This is a genomic window from Clostridium bornimense, assembly GCF_000577895.1.
Lineage (GTDB): Bacteria > Bacillota > Clostridia > Clostridiales > Clostridiaceae > Clostridium_AN > Clostridium_AN bornimense.
Window position 1 is genome coordinate 1,378,283 of record NZ_HG917868.1, and the last position, 13,363, is coordinate 1,391,645.

Annotated in this window: 15 protein-coding genes; 5 read left to right on the forward strand and 10 right to left on the reverse strand. The window is 26.7% G+C overall.

Translation table 11 applies throughout. From position 1 onward, the window contains the following. Positions 1 to 17 precede the first annotated feature (17 nt). Positions 18 to 857 (forward strand): hypothetical protein, encoded by an 840-nt coding sequence (locus CM240_RS06085; protein ID WP_044037438.1) that lies wholly within the window; start codon positions 18 to 20, stop codon positions 855 to 857. A gap of 88 nt (positions 858 to 945) precedes the next feature. Here the strand turns inward: CM240_RS06085 and CM240_RS06090 are convergent, their stop codons facing one another. From CM240_RS06090 to CM240_RS06105, 4 genes are all read right to left on the reverse strand, one after another. Beyond that, on the reverse strand, positions 946 to 1,152 hold the full coding sequence (locus tag CM240_RS06090; protein ID WP_044037440.1) for a hypothetical protein: 207 nt from the start codon (positions 1,150 to 1,152) through the stop codon (positions 946 to 948). A 438-nt stretch (positions 1,153 to 1,590) separates the two neighbouring features. After that, entirely contained in the window at positions 1,591 to 2,190 is a 600-nt protein-coding gene (locus CM240_RS06095) for a thioester domain-containing protein (protein ID WP_044037442.1), read from the reverse strand. Positions 2,191 to 2,365: 175 nt separating this feature from the next. Then, the gene (locus CM240_RS06100) at positions 2,366 to 2,737 is read right to left on the reverse strand and encodes a hypothetical protein (protein ID WP_044037445.1); all 372 of its coding nucleotides are present in this window, start codon (positions 2,735 to 2,737) and stop codon (positions 2,366 to 2,368) included. 2 nt (positions 2,738 to 2,739) lie between these two features. Further along, a complete protein-coding gene (locus CM240_RS06105) occupies positions 2,740 to 3,300 on the reverse strand; it encodes a TetR/AcrR family transcriptional regulator (protein ID WP_044037446.1) in 561 nt (186 codons plus the stop codon). Between the two features lie 480 nt (positions 3,301 to 3,780). On the opposite strand from CM240_RS06105, the gene CM240_RS17445 reads away from it, so the two are divergent. Further along, positions 3,781 to 3,918 carry a hypothetical protein gene (locus CM240_RS17445; protein ID WP_156930515.1) on the forward strand — a complete coding sequence of 46 codons (138 nt, stop codon included), beginning with the start codon at positions 3,781 to 3,783 and terminating at the stop codon, positions 3,916 to 3,918. Between the two features lie 645 nt (positions 3,919 to 4,563). On the opposite strand, the gene CM240_RS06110 is transcribed toward CM240_RS17445, so the two are convergent. The 3 genes from CM240_RS06110 to CM240_RS06120 form a co-directional block, all read right to left on the reverse strand. Next, complete coding sequence (locus tag CM240_RS06110; protein WP_044037448.1) at positions 4,564 to 4,989, reverse strand: NUDIX hydrolase; 426 nt, start codon at positions 4,987 to 4,989, stop codon at positions 4,564 to 4,566. A 297-nt stretch (positions 4,990 to 5,286) separates the two neighbouring features. Then, a complete protein-coding gene (locus CM240_RS06115) occupies positions 5,287 to 5,751 on the reverse strand; it encodes a GNAT family N-acetyltransferase (RefSeq protein ID WP_044037450.1) in 465 nt (154 codons plus the stop codon). Positions 5,752 to 5,784: 33 nt separating this feature from the next. After that, positions 5,785 to 6,651: an aldo/keto reductase gene (locus CM240_RS06120; protein WP_044037452.1), complete on the reverse strand. Its 867-nt coding sequence runs from the start codon at positions 6,649 to 6,651 to the stop codon at positions 5,785 to 5,787. A gap of 109 nt (positions 6,652 to 6,760) precedes the next feature. Here CM240_RS06120 and CM240_RS06125 point away from each other — a divergent pair, with 109 nt between their 5' ends. Beyond that, the gene (locus tag CM240_RS06125) at positions 6,761 to 7,159 is read left to right on the forward strand and encodes a MerR family transcriptional regulator (protein ID WP_044037454.1); all 399 of its coding nucleotides are present in this window, start codon (positions 6,761 to 6,763) and stop codon (positions 7,157 to 7,159) included. 510 nt (positions 7,160 to 7,669) lie between these two features. Here the strand turns inward: CM240_RS06125 and CM240_RS06130 are convergent. Beyond that, entirely contained in the window at positions 7,670 to 8,788 is a 1,119-nt protein-coding gene (locus tag CM240_RS06130; protein WP_044037456.1) for an acyltransferase family protein, read from the reverse strand. A 247-nt stretch (positions 8,789 to 9,035) separates the two neighbouring features. Next, complete coding sequence (locus CM240_RS16825; protein WP_051483726.1) at positions 9,036 to 9,614, reverse strand: TetR/AcrR family transcriptional regulator; 579 nt, start codon at positions 9,612 to 9,614, stop codon at positions 9,036 to 9,038. Between the two features lie 127 nt (positions 9,615 to 9,741). On the opposite strand from CM240_RS16825, the gene CM240_RS06140 reads away from it, so the two are divergent. Next, complete coding sequence (locus tag CM240_RS06140) at positions 9,742 to 10,500, forward strand: ABC transporter ATP-binding protein (RefSeq protein WP_044037458.1); 759 nt, start codon at positions 9,742 to 9,744, stop codon at positions 10,498 to 10,500. Next, the gene (locus CM240_RS06145; RefSeq protein WP_044037459.1) at positions 10,490 to 11,545 is read left to right on the forward strand and encodes an ABC transporter permease; all 1,056 of its coding nucleotides are present in this window, start codon (positions 10,490 to 10,492) and stop codon (positions 11,543 to 11,545) included. The genes CM240_RS06140 and CM240_RS06145 overlap by 11 nt, the downstream gene beginning before the upstream one ends. A 63-nt stretch (positions 11,546 to 11,608) precedes the next feature. On the opposite strand, the gene CM240_RS06150 is transcribed toward CM240_RS06145, so the two are convergent. Beyond that, on the reverse strand, positions 11,609 to 12,175 hold the full coding sequence (locus CM240_RS06150) for a leucine-rich repeat domain-containing protein (RefSeq protein WP_044037461.1): 567 nt from the start codon (positions 12,173 to 12,175) through the stop codon (positions 11,609 to 11,611). Positions 12,176 to 13,363: the final 1,188 nt, after the last annotated feature.

Genomic DNA, 13,363 nt, shown 5'->3' on the forward strand with positions numbered 1-13,363 from the left:
TTGTAGGAGGAGTACATATGAGTACAAATGAGATAACAACGTGGGCAGCTAAGATTCCAGTAGAGTTAAAAGAGAAAATAACGGCGATTATAAGAGAAGAAGATGTTAGTAGTAAGGAATTTTTAAGCAATGTAGTTAATTTATACGAATTAGAGAAACTAAAAAGTGGATCAGGAATGGAAAAAGATATAGAAGAATTCCAGATCAATTTAGAGAGAATTTTTGAAATTTTTAAAACTATAGTCGATAGAAACAACAATCTAGGAAAAAGTATTGAAGAAAAATTCAACAGAATCGTTGCTGAAAAAGATCAAGAAATTTCTAATTTAAATGAAGAAAACTTAAAGTTAAAGGAAAAAATAGATAAGCTGAAAGAAGAACAAAAAGAGGGAGAGCAAACTCTTAAGGATATGAAAATAAAGGAAGAAGAACTTTTAAAGAAAGTAAATACTTCAGAAGATCTTGTTTCATCCTTTAAAAGAGAAATTGCTCATTTAGAAGAATCAAAAGTTAAATTAGAAGATGAAATCAAGAAAAACTCTATTTTAGAAGAAAGTAATAAAGTATTAAGAGAAAAGATTATAGACTTAAATAATAAGATAAATGATTTAGATAAAGAAGTATTAACTATAAAAGCCTCCTCCTCTACTGCTATAGAAAAAGTAACTATAGAAAAAGATAGAGAAAAGATGTCATTAGAAAGTACATATAGTGAAAAAATAAATGAAGTAAATAATAAGCTTATGTTAAAAGAGCAAGAGTTAAACGCTATACAGAAGAATTTCTATGAGGAGAAAATTGCTTTACTTAATGAAATATCTGAGTTAAAGAATAAATTGAAACTAGAAAAGGAATAGGTTATCCCCCTACTCCTTTTCTAATTTTGAGTATATATACGATATTTAAATACCTATAAAAACTGTTCTAGTTTATAAACTCTCTTACTTAAAGACTATTTGCAATATCTAAGATCTTTACATCTTCCATTGTTGCAAGCCAAGAAGTACTAGGCAAATTTAATATTTTACGCTTAATTCCCTTTATTAAATTTGTATTTTCTTTATAATCTAAAGCATCTATTGATTCCACATTAAATTCTGCTATAATTGATCCTGTTTTCTTTTCTACAGTATATTTTATTTCATATTTCATAAAGAAGTGACCCCCTAATTTATAATTATTTTTACGTAGTTCCTATCTACATTTTCTATTATATTGATTCTAAATTAATATACAATATTTTCTACAAATCTTGGTTTTTTATATATAAATGAGTAGTTTAAAGTGCAAATAATAAAGTTTATAGAAATGAAACTTAATAAAATTAATCACAATAATATTTAAGTATACTATGAGGAAGGTGAATTTATAAAAATAAAAAAGCTATAGCACTTAAAGGCTACAGCTTTTTTACTTGAAAGTATGAGTTTTGTTATGTATTTAAAACGTATTCCACAGATTAATATTAAACTATTATTGTTTCTATATCAATAAAGCAAATAGATAATTATATAAAACATATAAAATGTTATTAATTAATTTGCTTTGTAAAGTTTAGCTAATGATTTTCTTAAAATAAATAATTTTAAATCAGCCATTTTGTTGTATTGAGTCATTTTTGATATCACTAATGCCCTTTGAAGCAGAATCTTCAATTAAAATAATTCTTTGAACGGATTCAGAGGTATAGAATACATCTAGATTAGCTACTTCACTATTCTCCTCTTTTATACCTTTATGGTATATACTCTTTATTAGAGATTCAATACTTTTATTACTTGAAGTAATTTTATCAATATTATAACCTTCTTGATAACTCCATATAGCAATTTGAGTAGCAAAATATACTTCATCATCAGTTAATCCTAATAATTGTCCTTTTATATTAGGATATCCATTAGCAATAATTCCTTTCAAAGCTTTATCTTTAACAGTTGCAATTTCTATAAACTCCTCACCTTTAGGATAAGCCCTATGAATATCTAGACAATAACCTATGTAGTTTTTGTTATCCCTTATTTTCTTTGAGGATATAATGCTATTATTATATTTTACATAATCGATTTTTTTACTTTCTGTTGATATTACCACCTTATCATTATTAATACCTAAACATATCGAATTTGTTATAGTAGTAAGTAAAATAATTATAACTGCGCATGTTAAGAAAATCTTTCTGAAATAGTTCATTGTAAACAACTCCTTTAGTATTATTATTTTATAAATACTTTTAGTTATTCATATTCTGTTTTCAAAAATATATCTTAATAAAATAATAAACATAAGGAAGCTAATGTACATATCAATAATACTATAGATGAAATACCTAAGATTTTTAATAATACTGACATTATACTTTCCTTTTTTACTCTAATTCATAAGGGAAAACGATTCTAGCAATCTGATTAAAGACAATACCTAAACATATCATAATAGCCATTAACCAAAATCCCATTCTATAAACAACTCTATTACCATATATTAGGGCCATTGGACTTAAAAGAAATAAGACTACAGCAAAAATATTCATTACTCTATTTGCTCGATAGTTGTGAAGAGGTATAACTTTATTTTTGGGAAATTTCATACGAATAAGTTGATCACACACAACACCGATAGAAAGTAAAATAAACATTACTAAAATTCCATATCCGCTATAAAACCAATCTACTATTATTAGAGCAGGGATAGAAAGTATAAATGCAAGTAAGGAAAGTATTTTTAAATTAGATTTCATTATTAATCATCTCCTAAAAATATATTTAGCTGAATGTCGAGAAAATCTTGTAGTTGTTGTGTATTAAAAATATCTATTCCTGAATACTTTTGAAAGTCATCTGCACGATAAAAAATTAATTGAAGCATATAGACTATTTGAAATGCTATTACTTTACATTCTGTATCACTCTTTGTATCTTCAAAATGTGTTTTTATAAAAGGTAATATATCAAAAGGAAGCGAAATTTCATCATTTAGAATTAAGTATGGAATAGATAACTTAGTTAGCTCTCTATATTTTATAATTACAGTAGAAATATGAAGTAACAATTCTTTCAATTGTTCCTTGGCAGGCTTACTTAAATCGATTTTCGAATATTGATAAAATTCTTCAGAAATAATTTCATCTACTGAAATCTTTACTAGTTCCTCTTTAGATTTAAAATAATAATTTATCATAGCAAGATTTGTTCCTGCATCTTTTGAAATTTGCCGTGCAGTAAGGTTTTTATATGGAATACCATTTATCAGCATGCGTTTAGTAGTTTCAATTAGCTTTTTTCTTGTATCGGGCTTTACCATTACTTTAATTCCTCCTTATTTATTAAACATGTTTAATACACGTTTAATTATAAAACGAACAAATTAAAATGTCAATTTATTACATAAATAATTTTCCTTAAATTACAAAAAATAAAGCAAGAGTATTCTTAGATAAAGTACTCTTGCTTTATTTTTTGTATTATATTAAGTTAATGACAATTCTTACAAGCATCAAAACCTCTTAATTGGGTTTCACTTAATGAAACATGTTGAATTTTCATTTGAATATATGTATATAGCCATAATTCCTTTTAGTCCTCTATCTTTAATAGTTGCAATCTTTGTGAAATACTCCCCTACTGGATAATATCTTTAATATCTAGATAGTGTATTTTTTTATTAATATGATATAATTAAAAGGTAAGTAAAAAAGTGGATGTTCACTATCACCTGTCATATTTACTTGCAACCACGAAGAGGTGCGTTTCTTGTGTTAATGCTGAAAGGCAGGTGATAGTTATGTTATATCTTATTGGTATTGGAATGTTTTGTTTGACATTAATAGCTCTGGTAGCAATGTGTCTTGGGAAAGAACTTAAAAGTGATTTTACATCTGAAAAGATTAAACATAGACTAGATATAAAAGACAAAAAATAATTGTTACTTATGCATTTGCATAAGTAACAATTATACCACTCAATAACATTGACACAAGAGGCGGCCCAACGCCTCTTCTTTAATTTTACTATAACATATTTTTACTAAGTACACAACTTAATAATAAAAAACCTATTAATATTATATACATTAGCTAAAAGTTTATACTAATATTATTAGGAATATCGCATTAATAAATAAAAACTTATAGGCGATAGTTTCTTTTATAATTTTATCTTATGCTGTATAAACTTTATCAATTAAATAAAAAAAGCTATAGAATAACAGATATTATTCTATAGCATATGTATCTTTAATTTAATGACAATTCTTACAAGCATCTAGTTTATTATTACCGCTAAATACTGCACCACCAATAAAAAAAGAAATAACAGCAATAAATATTTTTGATTTACAGATGCTTCTAAACTTTTCCAATATCATCACTTCCTTATGTAAATGTTATCATTTTACATAATATATGCAAATTATACTAATATATATAAAATATTAATCATAATTTAACCTATTTTGCAGATATATTGGAAAAGCATAGACATGGATATTATCTCTTCTAACTTATTATGCATTACTTCTATCTTGTAAACTACAGATAATTATATGTCCATAAGTACATATAATAAACTATTTTATTACTCCAAATTGTTTAACTTTTTCTAATAAAGTTGGTTGAATCAAAGGATATGTTAAATTTGATGGTATGGAATCAAAAAGTTTAATCTTTTCAATTTCATAATCTGGAAGATTCCCAAAACAATATACATCTGCATAATATAATTGACCATATGATTTGTCATTCTCTCTATCAACAGAATATATACATATAGGATATAAATCGAATTTTTTAGCTCCTGTTTCTTCATATAATTCTCTTTTAGCTGCTGTATCAATATTTTCATTTGTTTCTTTATGTCCTCCGGGAATTTCCCATGTATTACGTTTCTTATGCTTGACATAGATCCACTTTTTATTGTACCTACATGCAATTACCGCAAAATCTAGCTTATTATCATCTATTGTATTTAATTCGTAAAAACTTAATTTTAACAATACATTACACCTCTTTGATTATCATCTCACTTAAATATGCATATATGTAAAACATATACACATAATATTATATAAGCAATATCTCATTACTTCAAATTTATTATTATATATATCCTCTGTTTATATAAAGGAATAATTAATGACTTTCGGTTCTTATATATAAATTTTCTTATTGCATTTTTAAAACATAAAAAATAGCACATGTAAATTAGATTATCTCTAATAAACATGTGCTTATTCCATTCTCGTTATCTTTTCTTATTATCTACTTTATTCATGTGTATTAAGAGAGCTAATCTATAATTCATATTTCATATACACATAATCAGATTTACTATCCTTAAATCCCATCTTCTTATAAAGTTCATATCCTTCATCTGTTGATTCTAGTTCAACATAATCTAAATTCTTCTCTTTAGAAAATTCTAATAACATACTGATAAGTTTAGAAGCTATCCCTTGTTTTCTATATTCCTTTTTTGTATATACATTAAGTACTTCTCCTACCCTTCCGTTAATAAAATGAGGATTAGAGGGCTTAGTAATAATATTCAACATAACAATTGAAACTATACGTTCATTATCTTTAGCAACAAAAACAAATATGCTTTTACCGATATTTTCTGTAAAGTAACCTGGTAATTTCTCTTTCATTGCTTTTATATATTCTGTTTTTATAGCACCTTGATCACTAGCGATATATTCTAATCTCATTTCGATAATTTGTTCTAAATCATCTATTGAAGCTTCTATATAATTCATATTATCCACCTCTACCAATTTCTCTTTTCATTTTTAAAATTGTGATGTTTTTTTACGTTCCTCAACCATATTTACAAACCATTCTACCATTGCCGGATCTTGATGTGAGAAGAAGGCACTTTCTTTTTTATCTAAGTCAGCAATTAAATTCATGTCTTCTTGTGATAATGTAAAATCAAATACATTAAAATTTTCTTTCATACGTTCTATATGGGTAGTCTTTGGAATGACTACTACACCTCTTTGGATATGCCATCTTAAGATGACTTGTGCTACTGATTTTCCATACTTTTCACCAATCTTTGCGAGAACAGGGTTATTAAATATATCTCCTCTTCCTTCACCAAATGGTGCCCATGCTTCTATCTGAATATTATATTTATCCATCCACTGCTTAGCCTCTTCTTGTTGATGCAGAGGGTGTACTTCTACTTGATTTACCATTGGTTTGATTTTAGAAAATGAGGCTATATCAATCATTCTGTCTGGATAGAAATTAGAAATACCTATAGCCTTTACTTTTCCTGCCTCATATAGCTCTTCTAATGCACGATAGGCTCCATATATATCTGCAAATGGTTGATGGAGTAAAAGTAAATCTAGATAGTTTGTTTGAAGTTTTTCCATTGATTCCTTTACGGAAGCCAATGTTTCTTCATAACTGTAATGCTCAATCCAAACCTTAGTTGTTAAAAAAATATCTTCTCTTGGTATTCCTGATTTTACAATGGCATTTCCAACTTGCTCTTCATTAAAGTAGCTTTGTGCCGTATCTATGGAACGATAACCAACTTTTAATGCATCCATCACACATTGCTGACATTCCTCCTTGGATACCTGATATACACCATATCCTAAAATAGGCATCTTTAAACCATTATTTAATGTTATATATTCCATTTTATATTCCTCCATCTCTATATTGATTCTATTTACAAATTTATGCTATAATTTGATTGTAACAATCGGTAGTAACTACCGGTCAAGAATTTTTTTAGGAGGTTTTCCTATGTATTCTATGAAGCAAGCTTGTGAGGCGACAAATCTTACCTATGAAACATTAAAATACTATTGTAATGAAGGTCTTGTGCCAAACGTAAAACGTGATAAAAATAATCATCGTATTTTTGATGATAGTGATATTGCTTGGATTAAAAGTTTAAGCTGCCTTAAAAAATGCAATATGAGCATCAGGGAAATGAAAGAATATCTTGCTCTTTGCCTTCAAGGACAATCTACAATTCCAGAACGTAAAATTATACTAGAAATGAAACGTAAGCAACTTCTTACGGCAATGGATGAGCTACAAAAAAGTATAGATTATATTGACTGGAAACAGGGATTCTATGATGATGTTCTTTCTGGGAAAATAAAATATTATAGTAATTTGATAAAGGTAGATGAATAATGAATTGGAGTTTACTTATTTTTTAAACTATAAGTTTATCTAGAATTGGAAGTTGCTCTATTTCTAGCTTTTTCCCTTTAACTGATTTCATTGTTCTGACTGTAATCTTTGCATCTTCTCTAACTTTACCTATAAGTAAAGGATAATTCTTATCATGGATTTCATAATTTTCTTCAACTTGTTTACCATTGAAATTTGCATAACAATATAAACAATGATGTTATCTGCTATTCTTAATTCGCTTATTAACAGCAATATAAGCGTTAAACCTTGGAATAATGTATTATTTTATAGAGTTACTAGCCTATTTCTGTATAATGAGGCAGTTCTCAAAAAAATAATGCCTCTGAGATATGAAAATAAACAGAGGCAAAATATTTATAATTTGCGATATCAGATTCATTTTCTAATATGTTGTCATATTATGATCTTCAAATGTAGTAGAATTTCATATATAATTTCTTCTAACTTTAGAATCTATTTTGGATAAATTAACAACCGTCAATAGTATTAGTTCTTTATTTCTATCTTTCTTGTGCCTCTACTACCAGTTAAAATATTATGAATAAACGGAATATACTTTATTAAAACTTTACTTACTATTATAGCTAAGATAATTGTTATTGTTGGATATACAAAATATGATATTAAACTGAAAGGAATACTAGTACTAATATTATTTATGCTGTATTGAATAACAAAGTCTAATAGTGGTTCATGGAAACAGAATATAAAGAAGGTATGTGGTGTTAAACTTAGTATTTTATTAGTAAACTTCTCATTCTTCATAAGATGATCTAGTCCGAACCAAACTGAGAAAATACCAATAAGTACACTTAATTTGTAAAGAACTAATATTATTGTAGTATCAGCATCAAGGTTAAAAGTAGCACACATAAATGTTTTTATGATTAGTATAGCAATCCATATTACTGTAGTGGTTATAATTGTGTTTTTTTGTTTATCTTTTAAAATTATATCTTTTTTATTCGTAATAGCAAGATATGCTCCTATTGAGTAAAAGAATATAGCTTCTGTAACAATGGTTACTCCACCTATACCTGGAATACTTTTATCTATAAACCACATAACAAATAATCCAAGTAAATATATTATTCTAGTTGGTTTAAACTTTATTATTAAATAAATTATTGGTGAAATAATAACATATAGCATTAACTGTAACATAAACCAAAATTGAAAATTTGGAGGATTCAAAAATACTTGTAGCAATCCACCAGCTTCCAAATTTAATTTCATATTATCTACAGGCATTATATCTACTCCCCAAAATATAAGACAAATTCCCATACTTATAAGAGACCATAAAATATATGGTATTGCAAGAGATACAAATCTACTTTTTATTTTTGAGAAATATCCGTATGTGGTAAACTTAAATGATAAAAAGAACAAATATCCAGAAATCATAAAGAAAATTGGTACGGCGACTCTGTTTAAGCCATTACATAGAAAATATTCTACGAAAGTCGCAAGGTTTAATCCTTCAGTAATAATTGTTGTTGAAACTAAAAAGTTATCTTGAAAATTGTAGCAATGTAGAAATACAACCATAATGATAGCGATAAAGGAGATGACTTTAATTTTTGAACTTAAATACTTATTCATAATTTCCCTCCTAATAATTTACTATTATTTCATATTCATATAGTAAATTACATTTTTATTTTTTACAATGCTTTAAATACATTTTTGTAAATGATTACAAATAGTTTTGGAACATTTTACTTTGTTAAAAATATTAAAGTAGAGTCTTAGCAAAGACAATTCCTTATATCTATTAAAGATATAAGGAAATCCTAAATAGATAATATATAAAGAGAATTTATGATATTATTATTCTTAAGACTGTATCTTACTTATTAATAGAATTATTCTTTAAACTAGTTACTGGTCCCAATAAATTTACTTTTTTTATTATTCTTGCTAACTTAACAGTATCAATATCTCGCTTATTTTCTATCCACTTTGTAATAATTCCAACTTGAGCACTTGAAATATACTCTAAAATATATTTATCTTCATTAGATAAGTTATTATTGTTTATTCCAAGTATCATTAATATCTTAGATTTTGCAGCTTCTTTAAGTCTTCTAATTAATATATAATTTGGCTTGTCTACAAAAAATAGTGTCATAATTTCTTCATATTTTTTAAAATGATCTGTTATCTCTACTGCTCTCTTTTCAATATCACCAGATAAAATTCCTTCTATTACTCCAAATACATCTTCGATGACTTCCTTAAAGAATCTTCCTTCGATTTGTTCAAGTAAATCATATATATCCTTATAATAATAATAGAAAGTACCTCTATATACTTTTGCTTCCTTTGTTAATTGAGATATAGTTATCTTTTCAATTCTGTTTTCTTTATATAATTTTATAAATGCCTTTTTTATTCTTTCTTTAGTTTCCTCTGAATTTTTATTCATCTCTATACCTCTTTTTCCAACAAATTTGATGAAATTGACTATTTTATTCTAAATTAATATATCTATAATTAATAATATAATACTAGCTAGTTATATTCAAACTACTATTATGAAAGGAACTTTATTTATGAAAAATGAATTCTATATATCTATTAAAGATATAAATAAATCCTATGAAAAAAAGCAAATTTTATTTGATATATCATTAAACATTCCAAAGGGAACTATATATGGGCTTTTAGGCCCTTCTGGATGTGGTAAAACGACTTTAGTAAAAACTATAGCTGGGATATCTAATGCAGACTTTGGTGATATACGTATATTAGGCGAAAAGGTTCCTAATATAAAAGTTTTATCTTATATAGGATATATGGCTCAATCAGCAGCTCTTTATCCAACAATTTCTGCTTATGAAAATCTAAAATTCTTTGGAAGACTTTATAATATAAAAAAGAATGATTTAGAGAAAAGAATATCTTATGTTGCTAATATAGTTAATTTATTTGATCATTTAAGTAAAAAAGTAGATTCTTTTTCTGGTGGTATGAAGCAAAGACTTTCTCTAGCTATTGCTTTATTACCTAATCCAAAGATTCTAATATTAGATGAACCTACCGTTGGTATAGATCCTGTTTTAAGAAAAAGTATTTGGAAGGAATTAAAATTACTTTCTCAATCAGGTGTTACAATATTAATTACTACTCACATTATGGATGAAGCAATAAAGTGTGATTATCTAGCAATGATGAGAGCAGGACATATTATAGCAACAGGTACCCCTAAAGAAATTCAGGAGCAATCTGGAACAACTAATATAGAAGATGCTTTCATTTACTATGGGGAAAATAATAAGACTGTTAAGGGTGGTGATGATAATGAGAATTAGAGCATTAACTTCTAGAATTATAAAACAAATTCTTAATGACAAGAGAACTATCGCCCTTGTTCTTTTAGCACCTCTTCTAATGCTTACTTTAGTATATTATATACTTGATTATGATGGTATTACATATAATATCGGAATAATAAATGCACCAAATGAATTTATTAAGGATCTAGAGGATAATGATAATTATAATGTAGAGGTTATTAACATAGGTAAAGATGAAGCTGAAGATCTTATTAAAGAAGATAAAGTTATTGCTGCAATAGAATTTAGTGATGATTCATCTACAATAAATATTGATATTAATGGTAGTAATGCTTCTGATGCAAAAAAGGTATTGTCTATAATTAAAGGTGGTGGATTATCAAACTTAGAATCAATGGTAAAAGAGAAAAATATAGCATTTATGCAACCAGAATATAAGACAAACTATATATATGGTAATGAGGACTCATCTGAATTTGATAACTTTGGTGCACCACTTATAGGTGTAATTGTGTTCTTCTTCGTTTTTCTTATAGCAGGAATTAATTTTTTAACTGAACGAACATCAGGTACTCTTGAAAAATTGTTGTCAACACCAATTCGTCGTAATGAAATAATTATCGGATATGTATTAGGCTTTAGTATTTTAGCTATTCTACAAACATCATTAATTACATTCTTCGTTGTATATATATTAAAGTTAACTGTGGTAGGTAGCATATGGTATGTATTCTTAATTTGCTTATTAACTGCAATATCAGCGTTAACATTAGGAATTCTTTTATCTACTTTAGCTAATAGTGAATTTCAAATGGTCCAATTTATACCGATAATTATACTTCCTCAAATATTCTTATGTGGATTATTTACATTATCTGAGGGTTGGAACATGGTTGGACACGCGGTGCCTTTATACTATACAACAAATGCATTAACAGAGGTAATGATTAAAGGAAATGGCTTCTCTTCAATATGGCTAGATTGTCTAGTATTAATATTATTCTCAACAGTTTTTATGATATTAAATGCTCAATTATTACGTAAGCAAAGAAGTATATAAAAGTATATCCTTTAGAATTAATAGTAAAGATAAAATTTCTTTATTATTAATTCTAAAGGATCATTAATTTTCAAAGCATATTTCTACGTCTCCATAAGGCATTTTTTTCTTAAAATATTCATGAATTGCACTATCTTCTTCAATATAAATCTTTGTATCATAAAGACCTTCTTCAGTATCCATTATTAACTCCCCTATCTCTTCTATACTAGAGGGAAAATGTATTTCTTTAATATATGAATCTTGAAATGCATTTGAACCAATCTCTTTAACGCCTTCCTCTATATAAATATATTTTGCATTAGTAAAAGCAAAGGCATGGTCATCAATTCTTTCCACTGTTCCTGGTATCGTAACTTTTTTTAGATTAATCCCATGATTATAATCCCCAGATAATGCATTACTATAAATTTCTGTTACATTTGAAGGTATGATGATTTCTTCGTTTTTTCCAACATAAGCGTAAAGTACTCCATTTTCAATACAGAATCCATTTTTATCTTTTATAACCATGGAGCTTTCTTCAGAATCTTTATAATAATTTATACCGTAAAATACTGAAGGTATTAGAATTAACACTAATACGGCTATTAATATTATATAGCGCTTTTTATTAATATATTTTTTCATAAATTATCCTTTCAAGGTAGATTTAATATCACTTCATAGTAAGGTATTCTATTCCTATTTAGTTTTGTTTTCTTATAGACACCTATAAAACTAGCACATGTCCATCTAACTGATACATAATAAGCTCCTAATTAATATAAATAAATTATGTATTTTAAATCTACGATTCATAAAAATAACTAGATGTTTATCATAAAAATTAAGCTTTCGATATCAATTTTCTAAAATTATATTTTGACCTTTTCTTGATTGTGTCTATATTTTTATTATATATTATTGCTTTATATTCATAAATAGCATCATTAAATATAATAGTATATTTCTTATCTATATTATATCTCTACTCTATTAAGTTTTGTTCTACTTTCATCTTCTATATATAAATTGTTCTTATCTGGAACGACATAAAGCTTTTAATTTTCTTTCTTGAATGTTTTACTTTCAACTATATTGAGCTTTATTATTTTAACATTAGAATCTCTATTTAAACGCAAAAAAGATAACTCTCATCATATCAATAGAATTTAATATATTATCTTATATACCGAGAACTGTCCTTAGATAAGAATTTTCTTATCTATACCTTTTAAAATATAAAAAATAGCACACGTCAATTAGATTATCTCTAATAAACGTGTGCTATATCTTAACGAACTAACTTAATGCTAGTCCAATATAGTCAAATATATAAATGCTCTAAAGCCTTTAAATGTTTCCTCAAAAAAAAGTCCCCCACACCATTCTCAATTCACTATCCAAGTAAAAATCACGCCTTAGCCCCAATTCCAAAAAAAGTATAAAAAAATAATCCCCACGCAAAAATCGCCCTTTTTCCCGACTTATCCACAGGTTAAAAATCAGATAAAATTTCAGAATAATAATAAAGCTCCCCAAAAATATCAGGCATAAAACAGTCTTACAACATCTTTTCTTTTTCCAATTTTATATCAAACTTATGTTTCACTTTCAATACAATCCGTCCAATTTATTGCGCTTATTCTTACACTAATTCTATCAAGCCTCTTCTTTTTCTTGCTCTTGCTCCCCTCTCTTTCCACTCTACCTTAATCCTTATATTTCAAGGCTTCGCGTCGGTTTTCTCTCTTCTTTCTCTTGCCTCGAATCTATATTTTCTGAGGCAAATGAATAAAAACATGAATAGCTACAGGAATAAATCCTTGCAAGCTT